Raw genomic sequence first — 20,166 nt, forward strand, 5'->3', positions numbered from 1 at the left:
GATGTCGCAGATACCGCTGTCCGATCTCAATGTCGCGAGCTTCGACGATTTCGTCGCAGTACTTGAAAACGTGGTCGAGTACTCGCCTTGGATTGCCCAAGAAGCCGCGGCGCGCCGTCCGTTTGCCGGCATCAATCCACTGCTCGACGCGATCAAGGCGGCGATCGCGAGCGCTGAGCCCGAGGTGCAACTGGCGCTGATACGTGCGCACCCCGACCTTGCCAACAAGACTCAGCGCGCAGCGGGACTCACGCCTGACTCGAGTGCCGAGCAGAATAGCGCCGGCCTCGACCGTCTGTCGGACGCCGAATACGCGGCCTTCGAGCGGGCGAACAATGCATATCGCGAAAAATTTGGTATCCCCTATATCGTCTGCGCGCGCCGGCATACCAGGGATTCCATCCTGCGGGACTTCGAGGCGCGGCTGCAGAACATCGCCAAGACCGAGACACGCCGCGCGCTTGAGGAAATCTCTCGTATCGCTGCTCTGCGTCTCGATCAGCTCGTCATCGCCGATGACAAGCTCAAGGTGCACGGCCGGCTTTCGACCCATGTACTGGACAATCACGCCGGCAAGCCCGCGCCGGGTATTCCGGTCGAGCTGGTCGAGCTCGCCGCGCTCGGGGAAAGCCGCGTCATCGCGCGCACCGTCACCAACGCAGACGGCCGCACCGACCAGCCGCTGATCGGCGGCCGCCCGCTGCCGATCGGCCGCTACGAGCTCCGGTTTAGCGTGGCCAAATATTACGCCGAGCGCAACGTGCAGCTCTCCGACCCGCCGTTCCTCGACGAGATCCCGCTACGCTTTGCGATCAGCGAGCCGGAAAGCCACTACCACGTGCCGCTGCTGGTCACGCCGTGGAGCTATTCGACCTATCGCGGCAGTTAAACATGTTGCGCGGATGAGGCGACCGCTGCTGCATCCGCTTCCGCCGCTGCGCCGCCGCTCAACCCGTTGAAGAAGGCGTTGAGCAGCACCGAGACGATTGCACACAGCAGGATGCCGGACTCCAGCAGCGGCTGCAGATCATGCGGCAAATTCCTGAAGAAGCCGGGTGCGGCGAGCGGGATCAGGCCGAAGCCGATCGAGATCGCGACGATGAAGAGATTGTAGCGATTGGTGCGGAAGTCGACCGAGGTGAGGATACGTGCGCCTGTCGCCGCGACCATGCCGAACATCACGAGGCCGGCGCCGCCGAGCACGACCAGCGGCACGGCCTCGACCAATGCGGCGAGCTTCGGCAACAGGCCGACCACGAGCATGATGCAGCCGCCCGTGACCGTCACCCATCGCGAACGCACGCCCGTGACCGAGACGAGACCGACATTCTGCGAGAACGACGTGTACGGGAAGGTGTTGAAGATGCCGCCGAGCAGCGTGCCGACGCCGTCGGCGCGCAGGCCTCGGCTCAGGGCTTCGCGGTCGACCGTCTTGCCGGTGATGTCGCCGAGCGCCAGGAACATGCCGAGTGATTCGATCATCACCACGATCATGACGACGCACATGGTGATAACTGGTACCAGATGGAATTGCGGCATGCCGAAGCGGAACGGGATCACGACCGCGCCCCAGGAGGCCGCAGCGACCTTGTCGAAATGCATCACGCCCAGAATGGTCGCGAGCACGGCGCCGGCGATGATGCCAAGCAGCACGGCGACGTTGGCGAGGAAGCCGGTGCCCCATTTGATCAAGCCGAGAATGAACAGCAACACGAACAGCGAGATGCCGAGCCCCTTCAACTGTCCGTAGGCCGGATTGGGAAAGCTGCCGGCGACGCCGTCGACCATCCTGGTCAGCGTCGGCAGACCGCCGCCGGCCCAGTTGATGCCGACCCGCATCAGGGAGATGCCGATGACGAGAATGATGCTGCCGGTGACGACGGGCGGGAACAGCGGTAGCAGCCGGCTGACGAACGGCGCCGCGACGATGCCGAACAGGCCGGCGGCGATCACTGAACCGTAGATGCCGAGCAGGCCGATCTCAGGTGAAGCCGCCATCGACAGCATCGGACCGACGGATGCGAACGTCACGCCCATCATCACAGGCAGGCGGATGCCGACACCGGGAAGACCGAGGCATTGCACCAGCGTCGCAAGTCCGCAGGCGAACAGGTCGGCGCTGATCAGGAAGGCGACATCCTCCGGCGGCAGCTTCAGCGCGCGCCCGATGATCAGGGGCACCGCGACCGCGCCGGCATACATCACCAGCACATGCTGAAGCCCGAGCGCCAGCAGGCGCGGGACCGGCAGGACCTCGTCGACGGGATGCACTTCGCTGCTCATGGATTAATCCCCCGAAATATGCCTATCCAAACTTATCGTGCAGCGCCGGAAACAGCCGGTCCGGCTTGAATGGCGGCGCAGTGAAGCGGATGCCGGTGGCATCGGCAATCGCGTTGCCGAGAGCGGCGGCGACCGGATTGTACGGACTCTCGCTCATCGACTTCGCCCCCAGCGGGCCGATCGTGTCGGAGGTCTCGGCGAAGAAGACCTCGGTGCGGGGCACATCGGCGAAGGAGGGCAGGTGGTAGTCTCGGAATTTGGGGTTGGCGACGCGGCCATCCGCATCGATCACCATCTCCTCGTAGAGCGCGGCACCGAGCGCCTGCGCGACACCGCCTTCGACCTGACCACGGCACTGCATGGGATTGGCCACGACGCCGGCGTCCGCTGCATGCACGCTCCTGAGAATCCGGAGCTCGCCAGTGGCCTTGTTCACGGCGACGCGAAAACCCTGCACGTTGAAGCCGACCGAACGCGGCGTGCCGCCGGAATTGCCGGCGCCTGCGAACGGCTGTCCGCGTTCGCGCGCGAGCCTTGCCAGCTCCACAAAGGACATGCGCCGCACGCCACTGACGACGGCTTCGCTATCGAGCGTGCAACTGCCGACGTCGCAGAGCCATGCGCCGGCGGCGGCCGCCTTCAGCTCGGTCGCAAGCTGCATGGCTGCGGCATGCGTCGCCTTGCCTGCCACGAACATGCCGGCGCTGCCATAGGCGCCGGTGTCGTGGCCGCCATGGGCGGTGTCGGACTGGCGCAGGCGGATCCGGTCGACGGTGGTCGCAAGCGTGGTCGCCGCGATCTGCCGGTGCACGGTGCTGGTGCCGTTGCCGAATTCGGCGGTGCCGACGGTGAGGTCGAAGCTGGCGTCGTCGTTGAGCGTGACCATCGCATCCGCGAGATGGCCCGCCGGGGGCACCGTGTCGATCATGGTCAGCGCGACGCCGTCGCCGATCAGCCACTCCGGCGACAGGTCCGGCTGTGGACCATCAGCCTGCATCGCGCGCTCGACGAGGTCGAGGCACTGGTCGAGCCCGTAGGAGCCGTAGTGCACGTCGTGGAATTCCGACGGCGGCGGCGACACCATGGGATCGCCGGGCTTGATGACGTTGCGCCGGCGCATCTCGTAAGGGTTGATGCCGAGCTGCTTGGCCAATTCGTCGATCGCGGCCTCGACCGCGATGAGTGTTTGCGGCAGACCATAACCGCGAAACGCGCCTGCTGGCACCGTATTGGTGTAGACCGCGTAGCCGTCGACCCGCTTGTTCGGGCAATTGTAGACGCTGATGGATTCGGCCAGCGAGTGGAACATCACTGGGCCGGCGTGATTGCCGTAGGCGCCGGTGTTGGAGAGCACGTCGAGCTGGAGCGCCGTGAGCTTGCCGTTCGCGTCGGCACCGGCCCTGACGTGGACCCGCATCGGATGCCGCGTCGAGGTTGCGATGAACTGCTCCTCGCGGGTGAGCTCCAGCTTCACCGGCCGTCCGGTCTTGAGCGCGGCGAGCGCCAGAATGTCTTCGACGAACATCTCCTGCTTGCCACCAAAGCCGCCGCCGACGCGCTCGCAGAAGACGCGGACCTTGTCCATGGGAAGTTCGAAGATATCAGACAGCGCGCGTCGGGTCAGGAACGGCACCTGCGTCGAGGTGCGGACATTGAGCACGCCGGAAGCATCGAGCCAGGCGAGGCCGCCATGGGTTTCCAAAGCGGCATGCTGCACACGGTGACTATGGAAGGTGCCCTCGAAGGTGGCGGCGGATGTCGCGAGCGCAGCCGCCACGTTGCCGAATTCGCCATGCGTCTCCGCAGCGAGGTTGCGCTGGGCATAGGCGATGCGGTTCGCGGTGGTGCGATCGGGATGAATGACGGGCGCGCCGGGCGCCATCGCCTGCTCCGGATCGACCAGCGCGGGCAAAATCTCGTAACTGACCTTCAGCCGGCGGCATGCGTCCTCGGCCGCGGCTTCGCTGTCTGCGACCACGGCGGCGACCTTCTGGCCGATGAAGCGGACGATGTCGTCGAGAACACGGGTATCCTCGGGATCCATCCAGTCCTTCTCATGCCGCGCGGTCGACATCAGAGTGGTTGGCGCATCCTCATGCGTCAGTACCGCGTGCACGCCGGGAACGCGCAGCGCTTCCGACTTGTCGATCGCGACGATCCTCGCGTGGGCGTGCGGCGAACGGAGCAGCTTGATATGCAGCAGGCCGTCGATCTGCGTGTCGAACGTGTAGCGCGCCTTGCCGCGCACGACATCGGGGCCAGCCGGCGCCGGCAGGCTGCGGCCGAATGCGGCGCCGGCTTCGACGCCCGCCTCGACATTGGCCTTGCCGAGCAGCGCGTCCTCGATCGCGCGATAGCCGGTGCAGCGGCAGATATTGCCCTTCAGCGCGACGCCGAGATCGGTGCGCTGCGCCTGGTTCAGCGAGGCACAGGTCAGGATCATGCCGGCGGTGCAAAAGCCGCATTGAAAGCCCTGCGCATCGAGGAAAGCCTGCTGCATCGGATGCGCGCCGCTGTCACCGCCGAGGCCTTCGATCGTCGTGACCGCGCGCCCGTCGGCGCGGAACGCCGGGATCAGACAGCTATGCACCGGCTCGCCGTCCAGCAGCACGGTGCAGGCGCCGCAATCGCCGGCGTCGCAGCCCTTCTTCACGCCGAAATGGCCGAGCTCGCGCAGAAACGTGCGCAGGCACTGGCCGGCGCGCGGCTCCTGTGGAAACGTCGTGCCATTAACCTCGAAGCTCATGCCGGCGGTGCTCCGAGGAGTTCGTCGCGGATCTCTTCGGCGAGCCGCAGTGTCATGTGCTTGCGCCAGAGCGGCTTACCGTGGATGTCGGTATGGTAGAGATCGTCCGTGATCTGCTGCGCGATGGAATCGCGAAGCGCTTTCGTGTCGGGGACCTCGCGAAAGGACAACCGGATCGGCCGCACCGTCGAGGCGGTGACCGTGAGCGTCAGCGTGCCATCGGCATCCAGACTGCCGATCAGGAGCGCCGCCGAGCGGCCGACCGGCGCCAGCGAGATCTGGCGGAAGGCCGTACGACGTTTCAACGCGGCGATCGGAATATCGATCTGCCGGAGCAGGTCCCCCGGCGCCAGACGGTTGAGCTGGTTGCCGCTGACGAAGTCGAAGACGGGCATCACCTGTTCGCCGCCGCCGGCCTTCCAGATGGTGCAGACGCCGTCCAGCGCAGCGGTGAGCGAGATCATCGGTCCCGCCGGAAGCGACATGCAGAGATTGCCGCCGACGGTCGCCGTCTTCCAGATCTTGAACGAAGCCAGGAAGGCGCGGCAGCACTGGTTGATCAGCGGCGCCGCGAACCAGTCGGGTGGGCAGGCGAATCCATCGAGCTGCGCAACGGTGCAGGTGGCCGCGATGCTGAAATGGCTCTCGGTGACCGTCAGCGCCGGCCACTTGAGGTCGGCGAGATCGATGAGCCGAGTAAGGTGAACTTGCGGCTCCGAGAACAGCCAGGTGCCGCCCGCGAGCCAAGCATCACCTGGCGTCCAAACGGGCAGCTGCGTGCGCGTTTGCGGATGGGCGACCGCTGTGATGGTATTCAAGTCCATGGCGACGCCAACGCTTCCAACGAGTGAATCGAACCAGGAGAAAGTCTTGCAAGACGAGCGCCAAGTCGCAACAACAAGTCGCAGCAAAAGTGCAATCAGGCCCGCCCCTGCCTTGCAGGCCTGTCGTCGGCGGATGTGAGGAGGAGCAGGTTGATGAGCGACGCAAAGCCGATCTGGATCAGGGATCCCCTGGCTATCCTCGCCGATGGCGCCGAGCGCGGGATCGTGGTGAGAGGCGGCCGGATCGTCGAGCTGGTGCCGGCCGGCGCTGCGCCTGCAACCGCTGACGTCGCGGTGTTCGATGCTGGCGACCACGTCGTGCTGCCGGGCCTCATCAACACCCATCACCATTTCTACCAGACGCTGACGCGGGCGCTGCCGGCGGCGATGGACCGCGAGCTGTTTCCCTGGCTTCAGGCGCTCTATCCGGTGTGGGCGAAGCTGACGCCTGAAGCTCTCGAGCTCGGCGTCACCGTGGCGATGTCCGAATTGCTGCTGTCGGGCTGCACCACCACGACGGATCATCACTACGTTTTTCCGGCGGGGCTCGAAGACGCCGTCGATATCGAGGTGGCGGTGGCCAGGCGGCTCGGCGTGCGCGTGCTGCTCACGCGCGGCTCGATGAACCTGTCGCAGCGCGACGGCGGTCTGCCGCCCGATAGCGTCGTGCAGGATGAGGACACCATCCTCGCCGACAGCGCGCGGGTGGTCGCCAAGCACCACCAGCGCGGCGCGGATGCGATGGTGCAGATCGCGCTCGCACCTTGCTCGCCGTTCTCGGTGACGACGTCCCTGATGCGCGCCACCGCCGATCTCGCAGACAAGCTCGATGTGCGCCTGCATACCCATCTGGCCGAGACCGAGGACGAGAACAAATTCTGCCAGGAGATGTATGGCTGCCGTCCGCTCGACTATCTCGAACAATGCGGCTGGCTCAATGCGCGGACGTGGCTCGCCCATGGCATCTTCTTCAATGCAGACGAGATGAAGCGGCTCGGCAAGGCGAAGACGACGATCAGTCATTGCGCCTGCAGCAACCAGCTTCTGGCCTCCGGCTGCTGCCCCGTCTGCGAAATGGAGGAGGCCGGTGTGGGCATCGGCATCGGCGTCGATGGCTCGGCCTCGAACGATGGATCGAACCTGATGCAGGAGGTCCGGGCTGCGTTCCTGCTACAGCGGGCGCGCTACGGGGTGACGAAGGTCAGTCATAAGGATGCGCTGCGCTGGGCCACCAAGGGCTCGGCGGCCTGCGTCGGTCGACCGGAACTCGGTGAGATCGCCGTCGGCAAGGCGGCCGATCTCGCGCTGTTCCGGCTCGACGAGCTACGCTTCTCCGGCCATGGCGATCCCCTGGCCGCGGTCGTCCTGTGCGGGGCCCACCGGGCCGATCGGGTCATGGTGGCGGGGAAATGGGCCGTGATCGACGGAGCGATCCCGGGCCTGGATGTCGCCGATCTGATCAGCCGCCACAGTTCCGCGGCGCGGGCGATGCAGGCGGGATAATCAGCAAAATAGAAAGAGGGGGCGACCACAAGTGCCGGGTGCTTCTGGCCACCCCCTCCGAACCTCCTCCGGGAGGAGCAGGTGATTTAGGCGATGCAAGAAGCGTGCTACTTGCCCGGCAGCTTGTCGTCGATGCCTTTGACATAGAAATTCATGCCGAGGATCTGGCCGTCGTCGAGATTGGCGCCGCCCTTGCACTCGACAGGCTTGCCGTCCTGCCCAAGGACCGGGCACTTGAACGGATGCAGCTTGCCCGCGGTGATCGCGGCCTGGGCATTCTCGGCGATCTTCTTCACGTCGTCAGGCATGTTGGTGTAGGGCGCCATCGCGAACATGTGGCTGTCGAGGCCGCCCCAACTGTCCTCGGATTTCCAGGTTCCGTCGAGCTCGGCCTTGACCCGGGCGATGTAGTAGGGACCCCAGGTATCGAGGATCGAGGTCAGCTGGGTCTTCGGCCCGAACTTGATCATCTCGGAATCCTGGCCGAAGGCGAGCTTGCCGCGTTCGCTGGCGATCTGCATTGCCGCGGGCGAATCCGTGTGCTGCATGATCACATCCGCGCCCTGGTCGATCAGCGCCTTGGCGGCGTCGGCCTCCTTGCCCGGGTCGAACCAGGTGTTGGCCCAGATGATCTTGACCTTGATGTTCGGGTTGATGGTCTGCGCGGCGAGGATCGTCGCGTTGATGCCGGAGACGACCTCGGGAATCGGGAACGAGCCGATATAGCCGAGCACGCCGGACTTCGACATCTTGGCCGCGATCAGGCCCTGGATGTAGCGGCCCTGGAACCATTTGGCCGAATAGGTCGACATGTTCGGGTTGCGCTTGTATCCGGTCGCGTGCTCGAAATGTACGTTCGGATATTTCTTCGCGACCTTCAGCGTCGGATCCATGTAGCCGAACGAGGTGGTGAAGATCAGCTTGTTGCCGGCGCGGACGAGCTGCTCGATGGAGCGCTCGGCGTCGGGGCCCTCAGGCACGTTTTCGAGAAAAGTGGTCTCGATCTTGTCGCCGAGCTCCTTCACCAGGGCCTGGCGTGCCAGCTCATGCTGATAGGTCCAGCCGAGGTCACCGACCGGGCCGAGGTAGATAAATCCGACTTTCAGCTTGTCGGCGGCGGAGGCTGCACTGACGCCCCCGGCAAGCAAGAGCCCGGCAGTCAGCGCAAGAAGTGATTTCCTCATCATCAATCTCCAAACATCAGGGGAAAGCCACGATCCGCAACGTGCGCGCCCCATCGCGCCCGCCCCGGAAATGAAACGCTAGCGGTCAGGCACGAACACGGTGCCAAGCGCAGCCGGTGCGGTGGATCCGCCCGTGCGCGCGCGGGAGAGCAGGACCAGGACGATGACAGTCGCAAGGTAAGGCAGCGCCGACATCAACTGCGAGGGAATGCCGACGCCCCAGCCCTGCGCGTGCAGCTGCAGGATCGTCACCGCGCCGAATAGATACGCGCCGACCACGAGGCGGCCCGGCCGCCAGGACGAGAACACCACCAGCGCCAGCGCGATCCAGCCGCGGCCTGCGGTCATGCCCGGAATGAAGAACGGCGTATAGGCGAGCGGCAGATAAGCGCCGGCAAGTCCGGCGCAGGCGCCGCCGAACATCACGGCGAAGGTGCGGATGCGCAGCACGGGGTAGCCGAGTGCATGCGCAGACACGTGGTTGTCGCCGCAGGAGCGCAGGATCAATCCTGGCCGCGTGCGGTACAGGAACCACCAGACGCCGGCGACCAGCGCCAGCGAGAAATAGACGAAGGCGTCCTCGCCGAACAACACGCGGCCGACCAGCGGAATATCCGTGAGACCGGGAATGTTGAGATGCAGCGCCGGCGTGATGCGCTCGCCGACGAAACCGGCGCCGATCAGGCCGGAGAGTCCGACGCCCAGGATGGTCAGCGCCAGCCCTGTCGCAACCTGGTTGACCGCAAGCCCGAGCGCCATCAGTGCGAAGACCAGTGACATCAACGTGCCGGCGACGATGCCGAACAGTGCGCCAATAAAGATCGAGCCGGTCAGCCACGCACCTGCAAAGCCACATGCGGCGCCGACGATCATCATGCCCTCGACACCGAGATTGAGCACGCCGGATCGCTCGGTCACGAGCTCGCCGGTCGCCGCGATCAGGAGCGGCGTCGAGGCGGCGAGCACCGCGAGGATGATGGCTTCAATGAGTTCCACGAGCCACCTGTCGGTTCGGGAAGACCAGCTTGAAGCGGTAGAGAATGAGGGAATCGCAGGCGAGCACGTAAAACAGCAGGATGCCTTGAAAAACCTTGGTGACGTCCAACGGGATCTTCATCGCGATCTGCGCCTGCTCGCCGCCGATAAAGGTCAACGCGAGAAAAAGGCCTGCAATTAATATTCCAAGCGGGTTCAGCCGGCCGAGAAAGGCGACGATGATCGCGGTAAAACCGTAACCCGGCGAGATGCCGGGCTGGAGATGCCCGACCGGACCTGCGACCTCGATGATGCCGGCGAGACCCGCCAGCGCGCCCGAGACGGCGAAGGTCAGGATGATCAACTGGTTGGAATTGAAGCCGCCGAACCGTGCGGCGCGGGGCGCCGCACCGACCACGCGAATCTCGAATCCCTTGATCGTTCGCCCGAGCAGGATCGCCACCGCCGCGACGACAAGAAGGGCGATGATGGAGCCAAGATGCAGCCGGCCGCCTTCGATCAGCAGCGGCACCGTTGCGACCGGATCGAACTCGGCGGTGGTCGGGAAGTTGAAACCGTGCGGATCGCGCCAGGGGCCGCGCACGAGATAGTCGAGGAAGAGATCGGCGACATAGACCAGCATCAGGCTGGTCAGGATCTCGCTGGCGCCGAACTTCACCTTGCAGATTGCCGGGATCAGCGCGTAGAGCGCGCCTGCGGCAGCGGCGAGCACCAGCATGACCGGCAGCACCCAGATGCCAGCGTCGGTGCCCTGCGTCTTCACCGCAATCCAGCTTCCGGCGACCGCGCCGATCAGGAACTGCCCTTCGGCGCCGATGTTCCAGGCATTGGCGAGATAGCAGAGCGACAGCCCGATCGCGATCATCACCAGCGGTGTCGCCTTCACCGCGATTTCCTGCAGCGAATAGCTGTCGGTCAAAGGCGCGATGAAATACGCGTGCAGCGCGAGCAGCGGATTCTTGCCAAGGATCGCGAACAGGATGACCATGGTCACGATCGTGAGGCCGATCGCGATCAGCGGAGAGATCAGCGCGATCGTGTTGGAGCGCTCGGCGCGCTTCTCAAGCACCAACTGCATGCGCGGCCTCCCTCGGCTCCAGCGTGCTGCCGCCCATCAACAGGCCGAGTTTTTCGCGCGTCGCCTCGCTGGTGGCGAGCGGTGCGGACAGATGGCCATGGAACATCACCGCGATGCGGTCGGCGATTTCCGCGAGTTCGTCGAGGTCCTGGCTGGTCACGAGCACGGCAGCGCCTGCGGTTGCGAGATCAAGCAGCGCCTGGCGGATGACGGCGGCTGCACCGGCGTCGACGCCCCAGGTCGGTTGGCTCACCACCAGCACCGCGGGATTGCGCAGGATCTCGCGTCCCACGATGAATTTTTGCAAATTGCCGCCGGAGAGGGATGCTGCTTCCGGATCGCGCTTGGCCTTGCGGACGTCGAAGGTCTCGGTTGCGCGGTCGACCGTCTTCAGGGTGGCCGCAGTATCGATGAAGCCGTGATGGACCATGCCGCTGGCGGCGTGCCCGGTGAGCAGCGCATTCTCCGAAAGTTTCATGCGCGGCGCGGTGCCGTGGCCGAGCCGCTCCTCGGGAACGAAAGCCGCGCCGAGCTTGCGGCGCTGCGTGATCGAGAGATGGCCGGCAGCAAGGCCTTCGATCACGATCGTGCCGGGATCCTTCGACAGGCGTTCGCCGGACAGCGCGGCGAACAGTTCGTCTTGGCCGTTGCCGGCGACCCCGGCGATGCCGAGGATCTCGCCGCCTTTCAACTCGAACGAGATGTGCTCGAGCCGCACGCCATGCGCCTCGCCGGGGGCGAGCGAGAGATCGTTGACGACGAGGCGCGGCACCGTGGTCTGCCGGCCGGCGGCCGCCTTCACCTCCTTGATCTCGCCGCCGACCATCATGCGCGCGAGCGAAGCGGCGGTCTCAAGCCTGGGATTGCAGGTCTCCACCTTCTTGCCGCCGCGCAGGATCGTTGCCGTGTCGCACAGGCGCTTCACCTCTTCGAGCTTGTGGCTGATATAGAGGATGGCGCGACCTTCGGCCTTGAGCCGCTCCAGCACGACGAAGAGCTGGTCGGCTTCCTGTGGCGTCAGCACCGCGGTGGGCTCGTCAAGGATCAGGAATTGCGGATCCTGCATCAGCGCGCGGACGATCTCGATGCGCTGGCGCTCGCCGACGGACAATTGCCAGACCTCGCGTTTGGGATCGAGCGGCAATCCATAAGTCTTCGACACCTGCTCGAGCCGCGCCGACATGTCCTTGAAAGATTCTTTCCCGTCGAGGCCGAGCGCAACGTTCTCAGCGACGGTGAGATTGTCGAACAACGAGAAATGCTGGAACACCATACCAATGCCGCGGCTGCGCGCTTCCGAGGGACCGGACAGCACGATCGGCTCCCCCTGCCAGCAAATCTGGCCGGCGCTGGGCTGGATCAGCCCGTAAATCGCCTTGACCAGCGTCGACTTGCCGGCGCCGTTCTCGCCCAGCAGCGCGTGGATTTCCGTTGGCCAGATATCGATGTCGATGGCATCGTTGGCGAGGAAATCCCCATAGCGCTTGGTAAGCCCGATCGTCCTGAGGAGCGGGGACTCGCCGGAATGCAGGCCGTTAGTCGTTGAATCCAACATTCGCTGATGCGCTTGCATGGGGAGAAGTGCCTCAATACTGAGCTAGTTTGAACCGCCGCGTAAGGTGTGAAAAAGCGTCATCCCTTGCTCAACGCTTCGGCAGCACGAGGTGTCGGCGAGTCGCGGCTCTCGCCAGTGGCGATCGTCCTCAGATACCTTCCGAGCAGCCTTGGCAGTCACGGCTTGCGTGTAACGCCTGTTGCAAATTTGTGACGGCTCAAGCCAAATCGGAACCCGCTATGCAGGCTTGGCGTGAAGTTGAGCAGAGACGCGCCATCGAGCGTATGCATTTGCGAACACCTCGACAGTGGCTCCCGCCCATCTTGTCTGCATTGTCCGGCCGACATGAAAAGGCGAGCGAAATCAAATGGGAATATCCGGCAATGGCCACTCTCGCCCGACGGCGTGGCGGTGACTTTGGCCTTCCAAATCCGCCGGTGAAACGCAGCGCCCTGTGCAAACAAGCGGCATGCCTTGAAACAAGTTGAGGCTTCTCACTCCGGGAGATCGGCGCAAGTGTCGCACCCAAGGGACGTTCATTTTTACGTGTCCAAACTTGGGGGTATTCAGGATGTCGTTTCGTTTCAAGGCAATTGCAGCAGGCGCGCTGTCACTTGCTACGGTTGCTACCAGTGGCCTGGCTCAGGCGGCGGATCTGCCGGTCAAGGCTGCCAAGAAAGCGGCCGACCTTCCGTTCTTCCTGGTGATCGACGACCGCGTCACCTTCTCCTATATCTTCAATGCCTCGCAGCCCGGTGCGTTCACCAACACCAACGGCGTGATCAACGCCAAGACGACGAAGCAGGTCTACTCCTTCACCCACTTCGATGCCTGGACCTACGGCACCAATTTCTTCACCATCTCGATGTTCAAGTCGGACCACAACGATCCGGCAGGCCCGTGTACCGCCACAGGCGTGGTCGTTTCGCCGGCTGCGGGCTTCGCAGCGACGCCGACGAGCTGTGCCGGCGCGACAGAAATCTACGGCCTTTTCCGCTCGACCTTCGGCTGGAACGAGATCTTCAACACCAAGGCCTTCACGCAGGGCCCGCTGCATAACATCTCGTTCGAGGTTGGCATGGATGCCAACACGGAGAACCGGTATTTCGGCGCCGCCAAGCGCGACGTCGTCGCCGGTCTGCAGTTCGCCTTCGATCTTCCCTATAAGGGCTACTTCAACGTCGCGCCGCTCGTGTACTGGGAGTTCGCCAACCACAACTCCTTCTCGCAGTGCGGCGCCGGTTGGTCCGCTCCGTGTATTGCCGACGGCAACACGTCGTTCAAGCCGACCTGGGCGATCGAAACCAACTACTATATGGACCTCGGCTTCCTGCCGCAGAACATGCAGTATTTCTCGATCAGCGGCCGCGCGGCGTGGTACGGCAAGAAGGGCACCGACACTGAGCCGCTTCCCGCCAGCGTCGCCAACGGCGTCTATCCCACCAAGGTCGAGTTCAACTCCGAGCCGATCCGCCTGACCCTCGATGCTTCGAAGGCGGTTTGGGGTGAGAAGTACTCGCACTTCGTGGACGTCTGGGTCGCCTACCGCTATTGGCAGAACAAGTTCGGCCTCGATCACAACAACGCCGTGGCCTGCACCACCCTGGCCGGTGGCGCGAGGGTGAGCACCGGCTCCTGCACCGAGTCCTCGCTCTACTCCGGTGTCACTGTGAAGTTCTAGCCACCTGACACGCTTCAGGTGAACGACGATGGCGCCGCGTCAAACCTCCGCGGCGTCATCTTCGTTTGTGGGTAGGAACGTAGGGGATGAGCCGTCGGCGCGCTCTACGAAATTGAATTGGTGTTTGCTACTTCGTCCACACGCCATCGTGCAGCGCTTCGGCCTCGTCTTCGAGCAGCGGCCCCGCAACCTCTGTCGGCCGCTGGCCACTGGCAAAGACCTCGCGACAGGGCAGGTCGAGCGTCGGGTTCTCCGGATGATCGCCGGTGATGCCGCGCAGGCGGTGCTCGCTGAGCCCATAGACGACACGACCGATGCCGGCCCAGTAGATCGCGCCGGCGCACATCGCGCAGGGCTCGGCGGAGGAATAGAGCGTGGCCTTCGCCAACACCTCGCGTCCGAGCGTGCGGCAGGCCTGCGTGGCGGCGAGGCGCTCGGCATGCGCGGTGCCGTCGTGATCCGGCATGTAGCCGTTCTCGGCCTCGATCAGCATCTTGCCTTCAGCATCGACGACGATGCAACCGAAGGGATGATTGCCGTGGGTGAGGGAACGGCGGGCGACCGCAAACGAAAGGCGGAGGAAGTGCTCGTCGCGCTCGGACCCGCCGCTCATCGCTCTTCCCTGGTCAATGCCCCGCCATATGCCGGCCGACAACGGTCAGATCGGCTTCGCTGGTCCGTGCTTCATACACGAATTCGCCGTGGAACATCACCACCAGCCGATCGGAGAGTTCAAGGAGTTCGTCGAGGTCCTCGCTGACCAACAGCACCGCGGCGCCGCGGTTACGCGCGGCCATGATCTCGGCATGGATTTGCGCCACCGCTGCGAAATCGAGCCCGAAACAGGGATTGGCTGCGATCAGCACCTCGACGTCGCCGCCGAGCTCGCGGGCCAGCACGGCGCGCTGGACATTGCCGCCCGACAATGCCGAGATCGGCGTGTCAGGCGTGCGGGTCTTGATCTTGTACTGGGCGATCTTCTTCCCGGCGTCGACGCGGAAGGCGCCGCGGTTGAGCCACCAGCCGCCGCTTGCGAAGGGCGCGCGGTCGAACTCGCGGAAGGCGATGTTGTCGGCGACACTCATGCCGCCGACACAGGCGTTCTTCAGCGGCTCCTCCGGCAGGAGCGACATATTGTGCCGCCGCATCTCCTCGCGGCTGGCATGATAGGGATCGCCGGCGACGCGGATCTCGCCACTTTCAGCTTCGCGCTGCCCGGCCAGCACCTCGACGAGCTGGCGCTGGCCGTTGCCGGAGACGCCGGCGATGCCGACGATCTCGCCGGCACGGACCGTGAGGGAGACGTCGTGCACGGCGATGGCGCCGGCGTCGTCGCGCGCGCGCATCTTCGCCAGCTCCAGCCTCGCCTTGCCAGCCTCACCGGTGCGCGGCGGCTGTACCGTCAGCTCCTCGGCGCCGATCATGGTGCGCGCCATCGCGTCCGGCGTCAGTTCGGAAACCTTGCCGGCGCCGGCGAGCTTGCCGCGGCGCAGGATCGTGACGTCGTCGGCGAAGGCCATGACCTCGCGGAACTTGTGCGTGATCATCAGGATGGTGAGCTCGCCCTTGACGACCATGTCGCGGAGCATGCCGAGCACTTCGTCGGCTTCCGCAGGCGTCAGCACTGATGTCGGTTCGTCCAGGATCAGGAAGCGGCGCTTCAGGTAGAGCTGCTTGAGGATCTCGCATTTCTGCCGTTCGCCCGCGGAGATGTCGGAGACTCTTGAGCTGAGCGGCACCTTGAACGGCATGCGCGCGAGAAAGGCCTCGAGCTCCTTCATCTCTTTCGGCCAGTTCACGACGGCCGGCACGTCATCGCGCGCCAGCACCAGATTTTCGGCGACCGTCATCGCCGGCACCAGCGTGAAATGCTGGTAGACCATGCCGAGGCCGAGGGCGTGGGCGTCCTTCGGATTGCCGATCGCCTGCTCGCGCCCCCCGACGAGGATGTCGCCTTCGGTGGCGTGATAGTAGCCCATGATGCATTTGACGAGGGTCGACTTGCCGGCGCCGTTCTCGCCGAGCAGCGCATGGAACGAACCCGGCCGCACTTTCAGCGCGACATTGTCCAGCGCCAGGAAATCACCGAAGCGCATGGTCATGGCGATGGCATCGATGCCGAAGGCGCCCGAGGGCGGCGGCGTTTCGCCGACGATCACGAAATCTCTCCGATGAAAGCGTCGGAGGTCGAGACCGCACCGAACACGCCGCCCTGCATCTTGATCATCTTCAGCGCGTGCTCGTGATTGCTCTTGTCGGTCGCACCGCAGCAGTCATGCAACAGCACGCATTCGAAGCCGCGGTCGTTGGCCTCACGCATGGTGGTGTGAACGCAAACGTCGGTGGTGATCCCGGTGAGCACGATGTTCTCGATGCCGCGCACGCGCAGAATCAGCTCCAGATCGGTGGCGCAGAACGAGCCCTTGCCGGGTTTGTCGATGATGGGTTCGCCAGGCAGCGGCGCGAGCTCCGGGATGATGTCCCACCCGGGCTCGCCGCGCACCAGGATGCGGCCGCACGGGCCGGGATCGCCAATGCCGGCGCCGATCTGCCGGGAACGCCAGCGCTTGTTGGCGGGCAGATCCGAGAGATCGGGACGGTGGCCTTCGCGGGTATGGATGATGTGAAAGCCTTGGACGCGCATAGCTGTCAGCAATTTCTTGATCGGCTCGATCGGCGCCCGCGTTAGGGACAGGTCATAGCCCATCTTGTCGACATAGCCGCCGACGCCGCAGAAATCGGTCTGCATGTCGATGATGATGAGCGCGGTGTTCTCGGGGCGGAGATCGCCGTTATAGGGCCAGGCATACGGATCGGACTTGATGGTGCGCTCGGGCATGGTTTCGCTCTCTAGCGGGTGATCGACAATTCGGCCGGGGCTCCGGTCAGCGTGCGTTTCGGCGAGCAGGTGATGATCATGATCGCCAGCGTCAGGATGTAGGGTGCGGCGTTGAAGAGGTGGTAGCCGGAGGTGACGCCGACCGATTGCAGCGCCGGGCCCAGTGCTGCAGCACCGCCAAAGGCGAGCGAGGCCCACAGACACAGCATCGGGTCCCAGCGCGCGAAGATCACGAGCGCCACGGCCGTGATGCCCTGGCCCGAGGACAGGCCCTCGTTCCAGCTTCCGGGATAGAACAGCGACAGGAACGAACCGCCGATGCCGGCGAGGAAGCCGCCGACCATGGTCGCGCGCAGGCGGATCAGCAGCACGGAGTGGCCCATCGCACGCGCAGCGTCCGAACTCTCGCCGGCGGTGCGGATCAGGAGGCCCCAGCGCGTGGTCCGGAAGGCCCAGTAGAGAATTGGCGCGAGCGCGACGCCGATCAGGAACAGCACGTTGACCCGTAGGGCCGCCCGTACCTGCGGAATGTCGCTCCACCAGCCGAAATCGATTGCGGGCAGTCGAGGCGCTGTCGGCTCGATCAACGGTTTGCCGAGATAGAAAGCTAGGCCGGTGCCGAACAGCATCAGCGCGATGCCGACCGCAATGTCGTTGACGCGCGGCAGTGAGCAGATGCCGGCATGCAGGGCGCCCAGAAGCGCACCGGTAATGCCAGCGGCGAGCACGCCCAGCCACGGCGATCCCGTGAGGTAGGAAATGCCGTAGGCGCTCATCGCGCCCATCACCAGCGTGCCCTCGAGGCCGAGATTGATGCGGCCGGAGCGCTCGGTGATGCATTCGCCCAGGCTCACGAACAGGAACGGCGTCGAGACGCGAATGGCGCCGCCGAGCACGGCGAGTGGGACGGTCCAGAGTCCGATCGAGCCGTCTGCCATCTCAGGACTTTCCCTTCAGAAACCCGATGCGGCCATAGAGCGCATCGCTGGCCAGCACGAAGACGAAGATGATGCCTTGCAGCACCAGCACGGATGCATCCGGCAATCCGAGGCGGCGCTGCAACAGCCCGCCGCTGGCGCTGATACCCCCGAGCAGGATCGCGACGGGGATAATGGCGAGCGGATTTTGCCGCGCCAGGAAGGCGACGAGAATCCCTGTGAAGCCGTAGCCTGCGGCGAGGTTGGCATTGGTGCGCCCCTGCACGGCGGCGACCTCGACCATGCCGGCAAGGCCAGCGGCGCCGCCGGCGAGGAAGCAGACGGTCAGGATCAGCTTGCTGACATTGAGACCGACGATCTTCGCAGCGCGGATGTTGCCGCCGGCAACGCGCGCGGCGAAGCCGAATACGGTGTGATAGATCAGGATATAGGCGGCAATCGCGGCGATCAGGCCGAACACCAGACCCCAATGCACGTCGGTGCCGGGGATCGATCCGATCATGTTGGCCGCGCCGATCTCGCGGGTCGACGGCTTGTTGAGGCTGGCGGGGTCGCGCATCGCGCCTTCGACGAGATGGTTGAGGACCGCGAGCGCGATGTAGACGAGCAACAGGCTCGATATCGTCTCGTTGACGCCGCGATATTGCCGCAGCGCGCCCGAAAGCATGACCCACAGGCCACCGCCGATCACGCCGCCGACGACCATGGCGATCTGAACGATCAGCGGCGGCATGCCCTGAAGCACCAGTGCTGCGCTGGTTGCCGACAGCGCGCCGATCAGGAGTGCGCCTTCGCCGCCGATGATGACCATGCCGAGCTGCGCAGGCAGCGCCGTGCAGAGCGCGGTGAGGATCAGCGGCGCCGCGCGCGTCAGCGTGTTCTGCCATGAGAACCAGGTGCCGAACGCGCCGTAGTACATGTAGAAATAGAGGTCGAGCGGGTTCTTGCCGAACATCGCGACGAAGATGCCGAAGACCACGAGCGCGCCGGCCAGCGCCGCGCCCGGGATCAGGATATATTCGATCGCTCCGCCGTGACGCTGGAGGAATCCCGGATCGGCGGCCGGGGCAACTGTCCCGACCGCTTCAACGGGATCCGCAGCTTCCGCCGTCACGAAGTCGCCCCGACCACGCCCTCCACGAGATAGTCCATCTTCTCGAGTTCGGGGTCCTTCTGGCCGCGATCGGTGCCGGCCGCGATCACCGTCTTGCCCTTGTTGTCGACCAGCCCTCCCTTGAAGATGGCGTAGCCGTCACCGGACAAGAACTTGGCCTTGACGTCGTCGGCGTGCTTGCGCGCCTCGGCGGAGACCGCTTCGCCATAGGGCGAGGTCTTGACGATCTCTTCCTTGAGGCCGCCGCGATAGAAGTTCGGGATGCTCTCGCCGGCGGCGATCATCTTGACGAATTTGGGGTACAGCGCTTCCCAGTTCCACTCGGCGCCCGTGAGATACGCCTTCGGCGCGAGCGGCGACTGGTTGACGTGATAGCCGCACACCATGGCGCCCCGACGCGCGGCGTTCTCGACCATGGTCTTCGGACCGTCGACATGGCAAGTGAGGACGTCGACGCCCTGATCGATCAGGCTGTTGGTGGCCTCGGCTTCCTTGACCGGCATCGACCAGTCACCGGTGAAGATGACCTGCGTGGTGGCCTTGGGATTGGCAAGCCTCGCGCCGAGCGCGAATGCGTTGATGTTGCGCAGCACTTGCGGGATCGGCTTGGCGGCGACGAAGCCGAGCTTGCCGCTCTTGGAGCTATAGCCGGCGACGATGCCCGAGATGTACTGGGCTTCATCGATATAGCCGAAATAGCTGCCGGCGTTCTTCGGGTCCTTGTCGCTCCACAGGCCGCCACAATGCTCGAAGTGCAGCTTCGGGAATTTGTTGGCCATCTTGACCATGTGCGGATTGTAGTAACCGAACGAGGTCGGGAAGAGCAGGGTGGCGCCGTCGAGATTGATCATGGACTCGATCGTCTTCTCGACCGCGTCGGTCTCGGGCACCTTCTCTTCTTCCACGACTTTGAGGCCGGGAATCTTCTTCAGCGCCGCCGCGCCCTGCGCATGCGCCTGGTTGTAGCCATAGTCGTCGCGCGAGCCGACGTAGATGAATCCGATGGTGATCTCGGCCGCGAAGACGGGACGAATGCCCGTCGCCGCACCGAGGGTGACGGCCGCACCGCCCTGCAACAAATGACGTCGTGAGATCCTGCCAAATTCCATTGCTTGCTCCCCTTGGCGGATGCACCGCCTCATCTCGCTGCGCCGGTCTGGCGGAGCCCGGGATCAATTGTCGCAAGCTTCGTGCCAGAGGCTATTGAGAGAGCATTTCCGAATAAGCCATTGGAAATATATTGTTATTTCATGTGTTCCGAACCTGAGCATGAAAGCAGCAGATGAAATTATAGGCATTATTTTATAGTTGTATGCAATGGAGTTAAGCAGGTCTTACCCGGCTTGAACATGTGCATGACGAGGGCCGGGCGGTCTGCCGGCGGCGGCATTCCATGCTAACCACGCGCTGCTTGGACCGGCGTCG

At 64.5% G+C, this 20,166-nt stretch carries 16 protein-coding genes; 3 read left to right on the plus strand and 13 right to left on the minus strand.

Features of this window, described 5'->3' with window-relative positions; all coding sequences use genetic code 11:
- Position 1: 1 nt before the first annotated feature.
- On the plus strand, positions 2 to 889 hold the full coding sequence (gene uraD, locus ABIB91_RS38260; RefSeq protein ID WP_219685274.1) for a 2-oxo-4-hydroxy-4-carboxy-5-ureidoimidazoline decarboxylase: 888 nt from the start codon (positions 2 to 4) through the stop codon (positions 887 to 889).
- Here the strand turns inward: uraD and ABIB91_RS38265 are convergent.
- Genes ABIB91_RS38265 through ABIB91_RS38275 form a run of 3 tightly spaced genes read right to left on the minus strand, consistent with a single transcriptional unit; the run spans position 886 to position 5,853 of the window.
- Entirely contained in the window at positions 886 to 2,283 is a 1,398-nt protein-coding gene (locus ABIB91_RS38265; RefSeq protein WP_354172147.1) for a nucleobase:cation symporter-2 family protein, read from the minus strand. The two genes, uraD and ABIB91_RS38265, sit on opposite strands and share 4 nt — an antisense overlap.
- Positions 2,284 to 2,305: 22 nt before the next feature.
- Entirely contained in the window at positions 2,306 to 5,029 is a 2,724-nt protein-coding gene (locus ABIB91_RS38270; RefSeq protein WP_354172149.1) for a molybdopterin-dependent oxidoreductase, read from the minus strand.
- Positions 5,026 to 5,853 (minus strand): FAD binding domain-containing protein, encoded by an 828-nt coding sequence (locus tag ABIB91_RS38275; RefSeq protein WP_354172151.1) that lies wholly within the window; start codon positions 5,851 to 5,853, stop codon positions 5,026 to 5,028. The genes ABIB91_RS38270 and ABIB91_RS38275 overlap by 4 nt, the downstream gene beginning before the upstream one ends.
- Before the next feature lie 153 nt (positions 5,854 to 6,006).
- On the opposite strand from ABIB91_RS38275, the gene ABIB91_RS38280 reads away from it, so the two are divergent.
- Positions 6,007 to 7,356 carry an 8-oxoguanine deaminase gene (locus tag ABIB91_RS38280; RefSeq protein ID WP_354172153.1) on the plus strand — a complete coding sequence of 450 codons (1,350 nt, stop codon included), beginning with the start codon at positions 6,007 to 6,009 and terminating at the stop codon, positions 7,354 to 7,356.
- Positions 7,357 to 7,463: 107 nt separating this feature from the next.
- Here ABIB91_RS38280 and ABIB91_RS38285 read toward each other — a convergent pair whose 3' ends face one another.
- The 4 genes from ABIB91_RS38285 to ABIB91_RS38300 all read right to left on the minus strand — a co-directional run bounded on the left by ABIB91_RS38285 (position 7,464) and on the right by ABIB91_RS38300 (position 12,169).
- Positions 7,464 to 8,540: a BMP family ABC transporter substrate-binding protein gene (locus ABIB91_RS38285; RefSeq protein WP_354172155.1), complete on the minus strand. Its 1,077-nt coding sequence runs from the start codon at positions 8,538 to 8,540 to the stop codon at positions 7,464 to 7,466.
- 78 nt (positions 8,541 to 8,618) lie between these two features.
- Positions 8,619 to 9,536 carry an ABC transporter permease gene (locus tag ABIB91_RS38290; RefSeq protein WP_354172157.1) on the minus strand — a complete coding sequence of 306 codons (918 nt, stop codon included), beginning with the start codon at positions 9,534 to 9,536 and terminating at the stop codon, positions 8,619 to 8,621.
- Entirely contained in the window at positions 9,523 to 10,614 is a 1,092-nt protein-coding gene (locus ABIB91_RS38295) for an ABC transporter permease (protein WP_354172159.1), read from the minus strand. Before ABIB91_RS38295 ends, ABIB91_RS38290 begins: the two co-directional genes overlap by 14 nt.
- Positions 10,598 to 12,169, minus strand: coding sequence for an ABC transporter ATP-binding protein (locus tag ABIB91_RS38300; RefSeq protein WP_354172161.1), 1,572 nt, complete (start codon positions 12,167 to 12,169; stop codon positions 10,598 to 10,600). The genes ABIB91_RS38295 and ABIB91_RS38300 overlap by 17 nt, the downstream gene beginning before the upstream one ends.
- 571 nt (positions 12,170 to 12,740) lie before the next feature.
- On the opposite strand from ABIB91_RS38300, the gene ABIB91_RS38305 reads away from it, so the two are divergent.
- A complete protein-coding gene (locus tag ABIB91_RS38305) occupies positions 12,741 to 13,850 on the plus strand; it encodes a hypothetical protein (RefSeq protein WP_007601464.1) in 1,110 nt (369 codons plus the stop codon).
- 127 nt (positions 13,851 to 13,977) lie between these two features.
- Here the strand turns inward: ABIB91_RS38305 and ABIB91_RS38310 are convergent, their stop codons facing one another.
- The 6 genes from ABIB91_RS38310 to ABIB91_RS38335 are packed head-to-tail and all read right to left on the minus strand — an operon-like array spanning position 13,978 to position 19,850.
- Complete coding sequence (locus ABIB91_RS38310; RefSeq protein ID WP_007601465.1) at positions 13,978 to 14,463, minus strand: nucleoside deaminase; 486 nt, start codon at positions 14,461 to 14,463, stop codon at positions 13,978 to 13,980.
- 13 nt (positions 14,464 to 14,476) lie between these two features.
- A complete protein-coding gene (locus tag ABIB91_RS38315; RefSeq protein ID WP_354172164.1) occupies positions 14,477 to 16,009 on the minus strand; it encodes an ABC transporter ATP-binding protein in 1,533 nt (510 codons plus the stop codon).
- Entirely contained in the window at positions 16,006 to 16,689 is a 684-nt protein-coding gene (biuH, locus tag ABIB91_RS38320; protein ID WP_354172166.1) for a biuret amidohydrolase, read from the minus strand. The genes ABIB91_RS38315 and biuH overlap by 4 nt, the downstream gene beginning before the upstream one ends.
- Positions 16,690 to 16,700: 11 nt before the next feature.
- Positions 16,701 to 17,627 carry an ABC transporter permease gene (locus ABIB91_RS38325; RefSeq protein ID WP_282524256.1) on the minus strand — a complete coding sequence of 309 codons (927 nt, stop codon included), beginning with the start codon at positions 17,625 to 17,627 and terminating at the stop codon, positions 16,701 to 16,703.
- Between the two features lies 1 nt (position 17,628).
- Positions 17,629 to 18,741: an ABC transporter permease gene (locus ABIB91_RS38330; RefSeq protein WP_354172168.1), complete on the minus strand. Its 1,113-nt coding sequence runs from the start codon at positions 18,739 to 18,741 to the stop codon at positions 17,629 to 17,631.
- Positions 18,738 to 19,850 carry a BMP family ABC transporter substrate-binding protein gene (locus ABIB91_RS38335; protein ID WP_354172170.1) on the minus strand — a complete coding sequence of 371 codons (1,113 nt, stop codon included), beginning with the start codon at positions 19,848 to 19,850 and terminating at the stop codon, positions 18,738 to 18,740. Before ABIB91_RS38335 ends, ABIB91_RS38330 begins: the two co-directional genes overlap by 4 nt.
- Between the last annotated feature and the right edge of the window lie 316 nt (positions 19,851 to 20,166).

This window comes from Bradyrhizobium sp. JR4.3, from assembly GCF_040547695.1.
GTDB classification, from domain to species: Bacteria; Pseudomonadota; Alphaproteobacteria; order Rhizobiales; family Xanthobacteraceae; genus Bradyrhizobium; species Bradyrhizobium canariense.